A 16,172-nucleotide genomic window follows, 5' to 3' on the forward strand; every position below is an offset into this window, starting at 1 on the left:
TAGTAGAGGGATTATTAGAACTATTAAGATAATAATCCGCTTACATGAACGATGGGAGGCTTCACGATGTCTAGTAAAACACTTGCAAACTTTTTAGAAGAAAATTTAGAGGATTTAAAATCAAAGGGGCTTTATAACGTAATTGATCCGCTTGAAAGTCCAAATGGACCGATTATTACAATTGGCGGAAAAGAATATATTAACTTATCTTCAAACAACTATCTTGGATTAGCGACTGATAATCGCTTACAAGAAGCAGCAATTGGTGCAATTCATAAGTACGGCGTTGGAGCAGGAGCTGTTCGTACAATTAACGGTACTTTAGATTTGCATATTAAATTAGAGGAAACAATTGCAAAGTTTAAACATACAGAAGCAGCAATTGCTTATCAATCAGGATTTAACTGTAATATGGCAGCGATTTCAGCTGTTATGGATAAAAATGATGCGATTCTTTCAGATGAATTAAACCATGCATCTATTATTGATGGTAGTCGTCTATCAAGAGCGAAAATCATCGTTTATAAGCATTCTGATATGGAAGATTTACGCAAAAAAGCAATCGAGGCAAAAGAATCAGGTCTTTATAATAAATTAATGGTTATTACAGACGGTGTTTTCTCAATGGATGGAGATATTGCAAAATTACCAGAGATTGTTGAAATTGCAGAAGAGCTGGATTTAATGACATATGTAGATGATGCACACGGTTCAGGTGTACTTGGCAAAGGTGCAGGTACTGTAAAACATTTCGGCCTTTCTGATAAAGTTGATTTCCAAATCGGTACATTATCAAAAGCAATTGGGGTAATTGGTGGATATGTAGCTGGGAAACAAAACTTAATCGATTGGTTAAAAGTGCGTTCACGTCCATTCTTATTCTCAACAGCTTTAACACCAGCTGATGCAGCTGCTTGTATGAGATCAATTGAAATTCTAATGGAAAGCACAGAGTTACACGATCGTTTATGGGAAAATGGTCGCTATTTAAAACAAGGGTTAAAAGAACTTGGCTTTAACATTGGAGAAAGTGAAACACCAATTACACCTTGTATTATTGGTGATGAAGTATTAACACAAGAATTTAGTAAACGTCTAAATGAAGAAGGCGTTTACGCAAAATCTATCGTATTCCCAACCGTAGCAAAAGGAATGGGACGCGTTCGTAATATGCCTACAGCAGCTCATACGAAAGAAATGCTAGATGAAGCAATTCGTAAGTATGAAAAAGTAGGGAAAGAAATGGGTATCATTTAAGTAACGACATCTTTTGAATAGCTTGCAAATGGGGAGTGGGAAAAATGAAAAAAATTCTAGTAACCGGTTCTTTAGGGCAAATTGGTTCTGAACTAGTAATGAAACTTCGTGATGTATACGGCGCATCAAATGTTATTGCAACAGATATTCGTGAAACAGACAGTGAAGTAGTAACGTCTGGTCCATTTGAAACGTTAGATGTAACGGATGGACAAAAATTACATGATATTGCAAAGCGTAATGAAGTAGATACAATTATTCATTTAGCGGCTTTACTTTCAGCAACTGCAGAAAAAAATCCGTTATTTGCTTGGAATTTAAATATGGGCGGACTTGTAAATGCATTAGAAGCAGCACGTGAATTAAACTGTAAGTTTTTCACGCCAAGTTCTATCGGTGCATTTGGTCCATCAACGCCAAAAGATAATACACCACAAGATACAATTCAGCGTCCTACTACGATGTATGGGGTAAACAAAGTAGCAGGAGAATTACTATGTGATTATTATCATCAAAAGTTTGGCGTTGATACGCGCGGTGTACGTTTCCCAGGCTTAATTTCTTACGTAGCTCCTCCAGGAGGCGGAACAACTGACTATGCAGTTGAAATTTATTATGAGGCGATTAAAAAAGGTACATACACCTCATACATTGCAGAAGGAACATACATGGACATGATGTATATGCCAGATGCTTTACAAGCAATCATCTCATTAATGGAAGCTGATCCAAATAAACTAGTTCATAGAAATGCGTTTAACATTACAGCAATGAGCTTTGAACCAGAGCAAATTGCAGCATCAATCCGTAAACACATTCCGAACTTTACAATGGATTACGCAGTAGATCCAGCTCGTCAAACAATCGCTGATAGCTGGCCGAACTCTATTGATGCAACAGCAGCAATGAAAGAGTGGGGCTTTAAAGCAGAATATGATTTAGACAGAATGACAACTGATATGCTGGCTAAGTTAAAAAAAAAGCTCGCATCTGAGTTAGTAATGAATTAATAAGAAGAGCCGATTCTTAGGAATTGGCTCTTAATTATTTTAGGAAGGGAGAAAAGCAACATGCAAAGAGTTGATGTTGTATATGCATTAATACACGATAGCGAAAAAGATAAAATATTAATGGTACATAATATAGAACAAAACGTTTGGTCATTGCCAGGCGGGGCTGTTGAAAAAGGTGAAATATTAGAGAAAGCACTAGTAAGAGAAGTGAAAGAAGAGACAGGTTTAACTGCCGCACTCAGTGGACTTGTCGCATTAAATGAGAAGTTTTTTGAAGAGAAAGGACATCATGCATTATTTTTTACATTCCGAGCAAATGTAGTAACAGGTGAACTTCGTGCAGAAGATGAAGGAGAAATTTCCGCAATCGAGTGGGTAGATAGAAAAATCGCGAATGAGCGATTCCCATACTACGATGGAGGGTTCGAATTATTATTAGAAGTTTCCATTCCATACAAGTTTCAACCAGAAACAAAGTAAGTTAACGAAGAAAAACAGGAGCCTCGTGGCTCCTGTTTTTCTATTCAATCGTCTTCAGTAATAGTTTCTTCAACAATGGTTTAATCTTCAGGCGTAAATCTTCAGCATGATTTGCAACTAAGAAGTGATGGTTATAAATGTTTTTCATTAGTTGATAAGTCGCTTCTTTCGCTTCGCCTTCTTCGATAAAGATGCCGATTACTTCCATACCACTTTTGCGAGCAAGTTTGACTGCTTCGTGCGTATCTAAAATTCCGTCTTGTTGATAGTCTAGTGCAGAAGGTTCACCGTCTGTAAAGACAAGTAAGAATTTATGTTTTTCTGGTCTTTTCGCAAGCTTTTCGGAAACGATACGAATAATATACCCGTCGCGGTTATCTTCTTCTTCGCGAAGTTGCATAATTTCTGGACCGACGTTTGGTAACGTTGAGTTTTTATACGTAACAACTTCATGGATAACGTTCGGTTTATCTTCAGGTTTAGCACTAGAAGCATCTTCCCAAAATCCACTAATAGCGTGCGGAATTTTTAAAGATTTTAAAGCTTCATGGAATAGGACCACACTCTTCTTCGTTTCTTCCATTTTGTTATACATAGAACCAGAGCAGTCCACTAATAGTTGGAATGCAACGTCGAGCTCTTGTGATTCTTGTCCTTTTTTATAAAACATACGCGGCTGTTTTTCAGTATAAATACGAAGGAATTTCTTACGAAGCCTTCCGTAATATTTATCACTGTTTGCATTCGTTTTGTTTTCAATTGTTTTTTCGATAATTTTCTTTAATTCTTTTACATCTTTATTAACGACTGATTTGATGGCTTGGTAATCTTTTTTCTCATCAGGATTCGATTTGCGAGCTTCTTTAAATGTATGAGAAGCTCCCACATTATACTTGCCGTATGCACCGTCGTTTTGGCTAGAAGCATGAGACGCTCTTGCTTCCTCTGTATCAGCACCATCAAAGTTAGATTGTGTACTTTTTTGGGAAGTACCTTGTACAGAACCAAGTGCTTGGTCACCATCTTCTGATTCACGAGCAGTATCACCCATCATATTTGTTTTTGTTCCGCTTTCTAAATCAAAGCGTAAAAAGTTCTCGTTTTCATTGTTTTTATTTTCACGGTGCCATGTCGAGAAGCTTTCATCCATTTTGTTTTTGTTATCATCGTCATCTAGGAGCTGCGTATCATCATTTGCTAATTTTTCAGCGCGACTGTCTTTCTCATCTGCAATCACAGATAAATAAAGCGGTGCATGTCCGAAATAATTATTAAGCATATCACTTTCAAGAAGTCCTTCTAAACGATAGCGAATTTTCTCAACAATATACATAATATCTTCCGTATTACGAGCTTGGAATGTTTCATGCAAAATTGATTCAATTTGCTCGAAATATTCATTATTAAACATTTCATATTTATCACTCGTTAATGAAAGATAGCATAGACAAAATAGACGATCACCGTGATAGTTACGAACACGATTTATTTCATTTTGTGAGCCAAAGTAATTGCGATACATTTCTTTTCGGCGTTTAAAAATATGTTTTGTGCCAGGACGTAAATTTTTGACGATTTCCTCAACACGTAAATCTTCTAATAGAACAAATAATTGTGTTAAAAACTTTTTTAGAGGCGATTCTTGTAACTCAATCGCATAAGAACGAATTAAAGTCATGTCCGAGTAATGTTTATTACCAAGTGCCTTTAAGAACACTTCGCTTTTTAATCCGATTACTGTATCCTCTTCTTTTCGATCATCCCAAAAGTGACTAATGACAACCTTTTTTTCAATTTCGTCGTAGTATGCTTTATAGCCATACTCAAGATAGGCATCGTCTTCTTTTAGAAGAGCATACATTAAGTTTTCCATTTGTAGAAACAGCGACGCATCAATTTTTTTGTCACTAAAAATTTGTCTCATGAATTATCCCTCAAAGAAATAACTTTCTGCTAATTCACGGACAGTCATTTGTTCTGTTTCATCGTTTAATTTTGCGATAATACTACGTTCAATTGCACGCATAACAGGAATATATACACCTAAATCACATGCATCGATAATGCCACGAATACTAGCTGCTTCTTCACTTACGCGCCCATCACGAGCTAAAGGCATAAGATCGCTTGCGAATGCAACGAACTTTTCAATTGTTGCAACATCATTTAATTTTGATTCAGATAGTAATAGTTCTTTTAATGTATCACCTTGAATGTAAGGAACTTCAATAATAACGAAACGGTTTTTTAACGCTTCGTTTAGTTCACTTGTCCCAACATAACCTTCGTTAATCGCAGCAATTACGCGATATTCGTCATCACCGTATACAACCTCTTGTGTAAATGGGTTTGTAATCATTTTACGGTAATCTAACGCACCATGAAGAAGTGGTAACGTTTCAGGTTTTGCCATATTGATTTCATCAATATAAAGGAAATGACCGTTTTTCATTGCCTTCATAAGAGGACCGTTAACGAACGTAACTTCAGATGCGCCGTCTTTCGTTTGTAATGTGTTGTATCCTAAAATACCTTCCACATCTAAATCGACAGAACAGTTAATGCTATGCATTGGTTTTTGGAATAAAGAAGAAAGAGTTTCTGCTAGTACGGTTTTACCACTACCAGTTGGCCCTTTTAATAGAATGTTTTTACCAAGTAAAAGTGCTGTAATGGCATCTTCAATAATGCTGTTATCAGATGCTTTATATATTTTCTTGCCAATTAAATGTGCATTTTCACCAGCTTCTTGTTTATTCTTTTCGTGAATTGTAGAAAGCTGCTGTTTTAAATCAGAATGTATATGAAATTGTTCTAACATGTATTTCCCACCTAACATTATTTTCATAAAGTAATACATCTTATGATAACTTGTTTTAATATGGTATGCAAAGAAAAGGAGAAGGTGGAAATATAAAAGAAAAAGCAATCAATATCACATTGATTGCTTATAGTAAAGGAGAAATGAGTCGCATAAAGGACTCTAATATTCTTTTTTTGATACTTCTTTTTTGGAACGAGTTCCATTTAATTTCAGTGGAGTGTTTAAAGTCTTCTTCAAAATCATGTTTAATATCATGAACGGTTTCTGATTCATATAGTACGCTAATAATTTCATAATTCAATTCAAAGCTACGTACATCCATATTTGCTGTTCCGATTGTTGCAATTTTATCGTCAACGAGTACAATCTTTGCGTGCATAAATCCATCTTTATAACTGTAAATAGAAGCACCAGCTTTTAAAAGTGGAGTGAAATAGGATTGAGATGCTTGATCGCTAATAATACTATCACTCTTACCAGGATATAAAATGCGTACATCTATGCCAGATATTGCACTTAAGCGTAATAATGTTAAAGTTTCTTGATCCGGAATAAAGTATGGTGTAGCGATCCAAATAGATTTTTTGGCTGAGCCCATAACAGCTAGTAATGTATTACGAATACTTTTATCATCTGAGCTTGGCCCACTTGCTACAATTTGCACCGCACCTTCTGCATCCAGAATTTCTTTTCCTGGGAAGTAGTGTCTATTCATAAATTGATCCCAAGAATAAGTATTCAATCCACTAGACGCATAAAGCCAATCTTCTAGAAAGATGGCTTGTAATTTATACAATGCTTTTCCTTCTATTTTTAAATGACTATCACGCCAAACAGGGAATTTTTTTGAGCGACCAAGATATTCATCACCGACGTTGAGCCCTCCGGTAAAACCAATTTCTCCATCTACAATGACGATTTTACGGTGATTACGATAATTAACTGTCTCGAGTAACCAAGCTGAAAAAATAGGGTCAAATTCGACAATTTCAATTCCAGCTTTTTTCATAGGTTGTAAAAATCGTCGTCTTAACGTATTACTTCCGAGTCCATCATAAAGGAAGCGTACAATAACACCATCTTTTGCTTTTTGTATTAAAGCATCTCGTACTTTTGTACCAATCTCATCAGATTTATAAATATAGTATTGAATATGTATGTGATGTTTTGCATTCTCGATTGCGTTCAAAATTTCTGAGAATGTTTGATCTCCGTTTGTTAAAAGTTTTGTTGTCGTTCTATCTGCGGCAGGCCCGCCTCCGAATTTTTGTACGACTTCTGTTAAATGTATAGAACGTTCATGTAATGGGACTGTGAGTGATAATTCTAGTCGTCTTCCTTCTAATATTTCGCGGAATAACTTTCTTTGTTCTTCTGAACGATGAAGATGTTTTTTTCTTCTCCAACGGCTACGCCCGAAAATAGAGTATAAAAGTACACCTACAACAGGAAGAAGTGCTAATACTAAAAACCACGCTAAGGTGCTTTGGGGTGATCTATTTTCGATAAAAATAACGAATGAAATTCCTACGATTGTGATGGACCATAGAGCACCAACAAACGTATATAACGAAATAACCGATGTATTTAATAGGAAAAGAACGATAGATACGATTGTAAATATTAATAATAATTGAACGATAGGTTTCTTCATTTCTATATAATTCCTCTAATCTTTCTTAAATATAGACTTCTTAAATAGAAGATATAATCTGACATCCTTATTATAAAGTGTTTTGTTTTTTTTACAAAATATAGACATTTGTCCTATACTTTCCGCATTTGTCCTACATACAGTATATTGTTACGTTGTTATCCCGCTATTTGCTGGTTAATGATCAGTGTAGGAGGGACAAAAACCTTGCCTCTTATATAGGAAAGGGAATGAGGCTTCTTTCCTGGATTTGTAGCAGGTGCATTATGAAGCCCAGGATATGGTTATCCATATTACGCGAATTCTTCTTATTAAGGTGAAGAAATAGAAAGGAGAGGAAAATAATGAATTATATAGAAAATAACGGATTGTATTATCGTCATAATCATGGAGGGCACCATCATAATGGCGGACATAATCACCATGGAGGGCACAATCATTATGATCATCATCATCATCATCATCACGGTGGTGGATGGGGCTGGGGTGGCGGCTCGTGGGGCGGAGGATTTTTCCCAGGAAGTTTTGCTGGAGGCATGTTAGGTGGGCTTACAGCTGGCGCATTAACGGGTGCAGCAGGTGGAGGCTACTATCCAGCACCGTACCCAGTAACATATCCAGCACCATATCCAATGCCATACCCGGGTTATCAGCAAATACCATATCAGTATTAAACTAAAAAAGAGGATATCCTCTTTTTTAGTTTAATAATTTATTTATAAAATATTTCCAAAAACAAGGTGAAAATATGTTAATATTTTATTATTATAATTCAATGTGTTAAATGAAAATTTTGGCTTTATCCCGCTATTTGTGGGCAGTAAAACCCCCATTGATTAAAGTATCACTTTATATTATTATTCGTGAATCGTTGCATTTTGTATATTAATCTCTATTTCATTATGTATCGGCAGTTAGATTTACATCTTAACATTTAATGAAATAAAAGAGGTTAGGTGTGAGGTCGTATTAGTAGGGAGCAGAGGCTAATAGTGATGAAATTTTCACTTTACAAATTCAAAGAATGTAAGAGAATACTGTATAATAAGCTTAGATAAGTAGAGAGATGAGAAGCTTCTACTATAATTAAAACAGCACCATATTGCTTTTTTTTATAAATAATATTATGTTATTTTAATCGGCCTATTTAGAAAAAATTTGTGATTTATCCCGCATTAACGGGCAGTAAGACTCCCACCTCAAAATTCGGTGAATGTGAGGAAGTTAGGTGGGAGATAAAAGCCCGATTGGTGAAGGCTAATAATCAGTGGGGAATGGACAACCCCCCCACTGATTAAAGTTTCATTTTATGTAAAGGCGTATTGTTAGAAAATGAAATATCTCTATTTCTATGAAGAGAAACGAGTTGTGTTTTAGTCAGATAGGAAGCAAGGAGAGGTGCGCATGCTAGAACAAAGAGGTCATGCATTATATGACTCTTCATTGCAAGATTTAAAATTAGCATTAGATGAGTCTTCAATTGTTGCTATTACAGACCGAAATGGTCTTATTACATATGTGAATGATAAATTTTGTAAAATCTCAAAATATAAAAGAGAAGAGTTAATAGGAAAAGATCACCGTATTTTAAATTCAGGATATCATCCGAAAGCATTTTTTCAAATCCTATGGAAGCGTATTTTGAGTGGAAAAGTCTGGACGGGGGAAATTCGAAATCAAGCAAAAGATGGTACGTATTATTGGGTTAAAACAACAATTGTTCCATTTTTAAATGAAAAGGGAGAACCTTATCAATTTATTGCAATTCGAAATGATATAAGTAGTAGGAAAGAAGCAGAACAAAGATTACGATTAAGCGAAAGTCGTTATAGGGAACTTGCTTATCATGATGCGTTAACAAGTTTACCGAACCGTTTACAGTTAATTACGACTGTAAATAAGATGATTGCAGAGAAAATAGAGTTTGGCATGATTTACTTTGATTTGGATCGTTTTAAATTAGTGAATGATACGTTAGGTCATATGATAGGAGATTTACTTTTAAGCGAAGTTGCTTCACGGTTGCATTATGTGCTAGGAGAGAAAGATGTTCTGGCTAGGCTTGGTGGCGACGAATTTGTGCTGTTAACAAAAACTCATACACATGATGAGATGAGGCAGTTAGCGACATCCGTGTTGTCATGCTTTCAAGCGCCATTTATGCTTGAAGGTCATGAAGTATATATTTCAGCTAGTCTAGGACTTTGTTCCTATCCGCAAGATGGAAAAGACGTTGAAACGTTATTAAAAAATTCGGATTTAGCCATGTATAGTGCGAAAGAGCAAGGAAGAAATGCGGCGTGCTTCTTTACAGATGAATTACGTGCGAAAATAAACCGTAGAATGAAAATAGAATTTGCTTTGCAAAAAGCGATTCGTGACGAAGAATTAAAAGTGGCATTACAACCCATTATTGATTTGAAAACAAAGAAATGTACTGGTATTGAGGCTTTAGTACGCTGTAAGACAGAAGAAGGTCCTATTTCACCAAGTGAATTTATCCCTGTAGCTGAAGAGTGTGGACTTATTATAAAACTAGGAGACTGGGTACTAGAAAAGTCATGTCGACTGTTTAAAACTTTACCAGATTATCAAGAGGGACTAAAGTTATCTGTTAATTTATCAATACAACAATTGATGCAAAAGCGATTTATTTTATCTGTTCGTAGTATATTGAAGCGAACAGGGTTTCCGCCAAATCGTTTAATATTAGAAATAACAGAAAGTATAGCTGTACGTCATTTTGATTATATTATTGCTACATTACAAGAATTAAGAAGTATGGGAATTTTAATCGCTTTAGACGATTTCGGAACAGGGTATTCCTCATTATATTATTTAAAACAACTACCACTTGATATTGTGAAAATTGATCGTAATTTTATTCGTGAGTTTCATTATGATCATGCACAACCAGAGCGAACGATTGTAAAATCGGTTATTGAAATTGCCCATAGTTTAAATTTATTAGTGGTTGCTGAAGGGGTAGAAACGGTAGAACAAGAAAGTTTATTAAAATCAATGAGTTGCGACTTTGTACAAGGTTTTTATTATGCGAAACCGTTAGATATAGGGGAACTAAAAGAAAAGTTATTAACTGATTTTTAATAAAAAAAGAGAAGCGAAAAGCTTCTCTTTTTTATTGTTTTTTTTGTGAATCTTTCATTAAAACTGGATAAAGAATAAGACCTAATACAAACAAACCAATGCCTAAGAAGAATGTTTTTAAATCAGCAGTTCCCGTTTTAATAACCCATATGGAATATAAAAATGCTAATGCAGTAATGATTCCATCTTTTATTCGAGATCCCGGCATTATATCATACGTTTCCCCCGTAATAACTAATTTTAACTGATACAAGGTAGAAACAAGGTACGGGATTAAATATGCTAATGTCGCTACAACAATAGCGAAATTATATGCTTCTGAAACAGTACCAGAAATCGTTGAGAATAAGAAAATTTGCGTCATCACATTTGTAATAAATAATGATTTTGAAGGACTACCTTTTTTATTTGTTTTACTGAAAAACTTAGGGAAAAGTCCATTTTTAGCAGCCTGGTAAGGTACTTCTGAGCTAACAACGATCCATCCTACAGTAGAGCCGAATAAAGATACGAGTGCAAGTAAGGCCATTATATAAGCACCTTTAGTACCAATTGCTAAATTTAATGCATCTACTAATGGTTTTTGAGACTCTTTTAAAGCGTCTTGTGGAAGAGCGCCCATTGTTAGTAGAGTAATTGCCATGTAAATAAGAAGAGCGATGATTAATCCGAAAATCGTAGCTTTCTTAACATCGTGCTGAGATTTTGCACGGTTAGAGAGCATAACTGCTGACTCAATACCGATAAACGCCCAAAGTGTTGCAATAGCAGCGGAATTTATTTGTCCACCCAACGAAATAGGTTGTCCAGCTTCATTCATAAATGTTTGACCGTCCCCGAAATTAGAGGCATTGAAAATGAATAATGTGATTACAATAAACATTGTAAATCCGATGATTTTTGCGATTGTTGCAAGAAGGTTCATATTTCCGGCTCTATCAATATTTTGAGAAAGAATATATTGAATTCCCCATAGCATCATACTACATACTATGAAGGTTAAAGCTTTTCCAAGTTCTAATGAAAATCCGTTTGTTGAAAAGAGAATTTGCTTACTTTGTAAAACTGGGAAGAATGTTGATAAATATCCTGCAAAGGAAATAATTACAGATGCTGTAGCAGCCCAGTTAGCAGCCCAGTATCCCCAAGCCATACTATATCCTGCAACTTTACCTGTCTTTTGAGAAGTAAACATTGCTTGGGCGTAACTTTGTGGTCCTGCTTTTAATTCTGGTTTACGAATTGCTAAATTTCCAAATACGAGTGCAATCATAAATACACCAAGTCCTGTAATACTCCATGCCAGTGTAGAACCCATTGGACCTGATACTTGTGCTAAATTTGCTGGGAGCATAAATACGCCACCGCCAACCATATTCCCGATAACAAAAGCTGTTAAAACCCATAATCCCCATTTTTTCGTTTCCATTTTTGTTAACTCCTTTGTAGTAAGATTTGCTTAAACATCATTTTTTACTAGCTTTTTGGCAATAAAAAAAGAGCCATGTAGATAAAAAATACCTACATGGCTCTTTGCCAAAGCGTAGGTACAACGGGAATAACCCTTGTACCTACGCGTAATTTTTCCGCTAGGTTTCAAGGGTTACGTATGATGATGATGTTTTTGTGCAAATGTAACTACAATTGTTGTATAAGTAAGCATAGTTCTTTGCTCCCTTTCTCCTCTGATTTTGAAGTTAGTATACTACATGTTTTTTTGAATGAAAAGAAAAATATAAAAATTTTTATAAAAATACGTTTTAGAGATTAAATATTTATCCGTATTTTTCCTATACTGGATAATAAGTGAGAGATTGGCAGAAGAGTGTAGCATGGTATAATACATATAGAATTAGAAGGTGACAAGGGGCTATTGTAGATGATGAGTAAGTATGAACAAATTTATACAGAAATCAGTAAGTCTATTGATAATAAGCAATTAAAAGAGGGATGCAAAATCCCATCAGAAACAGAATTAATGAAGCAGTACGAGGCAAGCAGGGGTACTGTAAGAAAAGCAGTAGATTTATTGCAAGAGCGTGGATATGTGCAAAAAATTCATGGAAAAGGTGTTTTTGTATTAAAGCGCAAAAACATTGAGTTTAACTTCGGTGGCATTGTAAGTTTTCAAGAAGAAAATGAGCGTTTAGGACGTCATTGTATTACAGATGTCGTAGAAATGGAGAAAATAAAAGCGACAAAAGATGTAGCAAAACTATTAAACGTGAAAGAGAAAACAGAAATAGATCATATTAAACGTGTACGAAATATTGATGGAGAAAAAGTGATTTTAGATATAAACCATTTTGTAGCGGAATATATTCCAGGATTAACGAGAGAAATTGCAACTGCATCAATTTATAAATACATTGAGAAAGAATTAGGGCTACATATTAGCTATTCACAGAGGGTAATTGAAGTACAACCATGTACAGATGATGACCGAAAGTATTTAGATTTAAATGGCACAGATTATGTTGTCGTTGTGAAAAACTTTACTCATTTATACGATGGGAGTCAGTTCGAATATACGGAATCACGCCACCGCTTAGATATTTTTCACTTTTCGGATGTGGCGCGAAGAAAGTAAAGAGGTGAAACGAAATAACGTTTCATCTTTTTTTTATAAAAAAATCACCAACTCATATATACGAGTGTTGACTAACTTATATATACGAGTTAATATGTAAGTGTAAACGGTATCAAAAACAGAAAAGAGGGACGGGAATATGGGGAAAGACTATCGTAAAACAGCAGAAGAAGTGTTGCAGTATATTGGTGGGAAAGACAATATTGAACAAGCTGCGCACTGTGTAACGAGGCTCCGCATCGCTTTAAAAGATGAAAGTAAAATAGATAATGATAAATTGCAGTCTGTTTCATTAGTAAAGGGAGCGTTTCATAACGCTGGGGTATTTCAAATTGTAATTGGTCCAGGTGATGTCGATCGAGTATACACTGAATTGATAACGCTTGCAGGTATGGAAGAATCGACAGTAGCTGACGTAAAAGATTCTGGAAACCAAAAGTTAAATCCAGCTCAAAAGTTTGTAAAAGTATTTTCAGATGTATTTATGCCGATATTACCAGCGATTGTAACAGCTGGTTTACTGATGGGGATTAACAATTTATTAGGGGCAAAGGACTTATTTTTTGATGGTAAAAATTTATTAGATGTATATCCGAACTTAGGCGGGCTTTGGGATTTAATTAATATGATGGCCAATACAGCATTCGTATTCTTACCGGCACTTGTTGGTTGGTCAGCAACGAAGCGATTTGGCGGTAGCCCAATACTAGGTATTGTTATGGGATTAATGCTTGTGCATCCGGCCTTATTAAACGCGTGGGATTATGGAAAAGCAGCGACTGGTTTAGAGGGGCAAAAGATTGAGTACTTCGATATTTTAGGATTGTTCCAAATTGAAAAAGTAGGATATCAAGGACAAATTTTACCAGTTTTAGTAGCAGCATTCGTATTAAGCAAAGTTGAAATCTTCTTAAAGAAACATGTACCAAATGCAATTCAATTATTAGTTGTACCAATTACAACAATCGTTGTAACAGGTGTATTAGCATTAGGGATTATCGGTCCAGTTACACGTCATATTGGAGATTTATTAACAGCCGGATTAGTAGGAGTATATGAAACGGTACCGGTACTCGGGGCAATATTATTTGGAGCATTATATGCACCGCTTGTAATTACAGGAATGCATCATATGTTTATTGCAATTGATCTACAATTAATTGCACAACACGGCGGTACATTTATTTGGCCGATGATTGCTCTTTCTAACATTGCACAAGGTAGTGCGGCACTAGCGATGTTCTGGATTTCTAAAAATCAAAATGATAAAAGTATGGCATCAACATCAGCAATCTCAGCGTACTTCGGTATTACAGAGCCAGCGATGTTCGGTGTGAATTTAAGAAATAAATTCCCGTTCTATGCAGCGATTATTGGGTCTGCTATAGCAGCGATATTTATTACATTAAATGGTGTATTAGCACCAGCAATCGGAATTGGCGGATTGCCAGCATTTATTTCTATCATTCCGAAATCGATTCCGATGTTTATTGTAGGGATGATAATCGCAGTAGTAATTCCATTTACATTAACATGGTTATTTGCGAAACGAGTAAAACAGAAGTAGGAGGAAATTAAGCATGAAAGATTGGCATAAAAGTGTAGTCTATCAAATTTATCCGAAGAGCTTTAATAGTTACTATAATAAAGAAACCGGTGATATAAAGGGAGTTACAGAGAAATTAGATTATTTAAAGGAACTTGGAGTGGATTATATTTGGTTAACACCGATATACCGATCACCACAAAATGACAATGGATACGATGTAAGTGATTATTACAGCATTGATCCATCTTACGGGACGATGGAAGAGTTTGAAGAGCTTTTAAAAGAAGCGAAAGTACGTGACATTGAAATCATGCTTGATATCGTTGTAAATCATAGTTCAACGGAGCATAAGTGGTTTAAAGAAGCAAAAGAAGATAAGAATAGTCCGTATCGAAATTATTATATTTGGCGTGATGAAAAGAATAATTGGCAGTCTAAATTTGGAGGATCTGCTTGGAAATATGATGAGAAAACAGGGCAATATTTTTTACATCTATTTGATGAGACGCAAGCTGATTTAAACTGGGAAAATGAAAAGCTTCGTGAAGAAGTGTACGATATGATGCGCTTTTGGTTGGAGAAAGGTGTAAAAGGATTCCGCCTTGATGTTATTAACTTAATTTCAAAAGATCAAAGATTTTTAAGTGATGAAGGCACCACGGCTACAAGTGATGGGCGTAAATATTACACAGATGGTCCACGCGTCCATGAATATTTACAAGAGATGAGCCAAAATGTTTTTGAAGGGAAAGATGTAATTACAGTTGGAGAAATGTCATCTACGACAATTGATAATTGTATTAAATATTCGAATCCTGAGCGCAATGAACTAAGCATGACGTTTAGTTTCCATCATTTAAAAGTAGATTATCCGAATGGTGATAAGTGGACGAAAGCTGATTTTGATTTCATTAAATTAAAAGAAATTATGTCTAATTGGCAAATTGAAATGCAAAAGGGCGGAGGATGGAATGCGTTATTCTGGTGTAATCATGACCAGCCTCGTATCGTTTCACGGTTTGGTGATGATGAGAAGTACCGGAATGAATCTGCGAAAATGTTAGCGACAGCTATGCATATGTTGCAAGGAACGCCTTACATTTACCAAGGTGAAGAAATCGGTATGACGAATCCTAAATTCGAGTCCATCGAGCAATATCGTGATGTAGAATCGTTAAATATATATGATATAAAGCTAGAAGAAGGATTATCAAAAAAAGAGATTATGGGGATTTTAAAACAAAAATCTCGTGATAATTCACGTACTCCGATGCAGTGGAATGAAGAGGTGAATAGTGGTTTTACAACAAGTACACCTTGGATTTCAGTGGCGGATAGTTATACAGAGATTAATGTAGAAAAAGCGTTAGAAGAGAAAGAATCTGTATTTTATCATTATAAAAAGTTAATTGAACTTAGAAAAACTTGTGATGTAATTACAGAAGGGGAATATGCTATTTTAGATGAAAATCATCCTAAGATTTGGGCATATACACGCACTGTAAATGATGAAGTATTACTTGTTATAAATAACTTCTATGGAGAAGAAATAACGTATTCTGTACCAGTTCATGTTCAATTGGATGGTATGAAACAAGAAGTAGTAGTATCAAATTATAAAGATCCAAGCAGAGATATTACAAATCTTAACTTAAGACCTTATGAATCAATTGTATATCTATATACAAAATAAAAAG

The 16,172-nt window shown here is 35.2% G+C and carries 12 protein-coding genes; 8 read left to right on the plus strand and 4 right to left on the minus strand.

The features are described 5' to 3' along the window. The first annotated feature begins 66 nt into the window (after window positions 1–66). Genes MKY70_RS03305 through MKY70_RS03315 form a run of 3 tightly spaced genes read left to right on the plus strand, consistent with a single transcriptional unit; the run spans window position 67 to window position 2,750 of the window. A complete protein-coding gene (locus MKY70_RS03305) occupies window positions 67–1,257 on the plus strand; it encodes a glycine C-acetyltransferase (protein ID WP_000095918.1) in 1,191 nt (396 codons plus the stop codon). Window positions 1,258–1,301: 44 nt separating this feature from the next. Next, on the plus strand, window positions 1,302–2,267 hold the full coding sequence (locus MKY70_RS03310; RefSeq protein WP_002125175.1) for an L-threonine 3-dehydrogenase: 966 nt from the start codon (window positions 1,302–1,304) through the stop codon (window positions 2,265–2,267). 60 nt (window positions 2,268–2,327) lie between these two features. Next, on the plus strand, window positions 2,328–2,750 hold the full coding sequence (locus MKY70_RS03315) for an NUDIX hydrolase (RefSeq protein WP_113734769.1): 423 nt from the start codon (window positions 2,328–2,330) through the stop codon (window positions 2,748–2,750). Between the two features lie 40 nt (window positions 2,751–2,790). Here MKY70_RS03315 and MKY70_RS03320 read toward each other — a convergent pair whose 3' ends face one another. The 3 genes from MKY70_RS03320 to MKY70_RS03330 form a co-directional block, all read right to left on the minus strand. After that, window positions 2,791–4,674 carry a vWA domain-containing protein gene (locus MKY70_RS03320; protein ID WP_002029726.1) on the minus strand — a complete coding sequence of 628 codons (1,884 nt, stop codon included), beginning with the start codon at window positions 4,672–4,674 and terminating at the stop codon, window positions 2,791–2,793. Window positions 4,675–4,677: 3 nt separating this feature from the next. Further along, on the minus strand, window positions 4,678–5,571 hold the full coding sequence (locus MKY70_RS03325; RefSeq protein ID WP_000892986.1) for an ATP-binding protein: 894 nt from the start codon (window positions 5,569–5,571) through the stop codon (window positions 4,678–4,680). A 127-nt stretch (window positions 5,572–5,698) separates the two neighbouring features. Then, window positions 5,699–7,228 (minus strand): cardiolipin synthase, encoded by a 1,530-nt coding sequence (locus MKY70_RS03330; protein WP_088031310.1) that lies wholly within the window; start codon window positions 7,226–7,228, stop codon window positions 5,699–5,701. Between the two features lie 344 nt (window positions 7,229–7,572). Here MKY70_RS03330 and MKY70_RS03335 point away from each other — a divergent pair, with 344 nt between their 5' ends. Both MKY70_RS03335 and MKY70_RS03340 read left to right on the plus strand, forming a co-directional pair. Further along, complete coding sequence (locus MKY70_RS03335) at window positions 7,573–7,902, plus strand: cobalt transporter (protein ID WP_088031309.1); 330 nt, start codon at window positions 7,573–7,575, stop codon at window positions 7,900–7,902. Window positions 7,903–8,632: 730 nt separating this feature from the next. Beyond that, window positions 8,633–10,336 (plus strand): putative bifunctional diguanylate cyclase/phosphodiesterase, encoded by a 1,704-nt coding sequence (locus MKY70_RS03340; protein ID WP_002010499.1) that lies wholly within the window; start codon window positions 8,633–8,635, stop codon window positions 10,334–10,336. 31 nt (window positions 10,337–10,367) lie between these two features. On the opposite strand, the gene MKY70_RS03345 is transcribed toward MKY70_RS03340, so the two are convergent. Beyond that, on the minus strand, window positions 10,368–11,765 hold the full coding sequence (locus tag MKY70_RS03345; protein ID WP_341023152.1) for an amino acid permease: 1,398 nt from the start codon (window positions 11,763–11,765) through the stop codon (window positions 10,368–10,370). A 450-nt stretch (window positions 11,766–12,215) separates the two neighbouring features. Here MKY70_RS03345 and treR point away from each other — a divergent pair, with 450 nt between their 5' ends. The 3 genes from treR to treC all read left to right on the plus strand — a co-directional run bounded on the left by treR (window position 12,216) and on the right by treC (window position 16,168). Further along, window positions 12,216–12,926, plus strand: a complete 711-nt coding sequence (treR, locus tag MKY70_RS03350) for a trehalose operon repressor (protein WP_088294036.1) — start codon at window positions 12,216–12,218, stop codon at window positions 12,924–12,926. Between the two features lie 139 nt (window positions 12,927–13,065). Next, a complete protein-coding gene (gene treP / locus MKY70_RS03355; RefSeq protein WP_341023156.1) occupies window positions 13,066–14,493 on the plus strand; it encodes a PTS system trehalose-specific EIIBC component in 1,428 nt (475 codons plus the stop codon). A 13-nt stretch (window positions 14,494–14,506) separates the two neighbouring features. Continuing rightward, window positions 14,507–16,168 carry an alpha,alpha-phosphotrehalase gene (gene treC, locus MKY70_RS03360; RefSeq protein ID WP_341023158.1) on the plus strand — a complete coding sequence of 554 codons (1,662 nt, stop codon included), beginning with the start codon at window positions 14,507–14,509 and terminating at the stop codon, window positions 16,166–16,168. The last annotated feature ends 4 nt before the right edge of the window (window positions 16,169–16,172 follow it).

The sequence above is a fragment of the Bacillus sp. FSL R9-9492 genome, from assembly GCF_038007365.1.
Classification (GTDB): domain Bacteria; phylum Bacillota; class Bacilli; order Bacillales; family Bacillaceae_G; genus Bacillus_A; species Bacillus_A mycoides.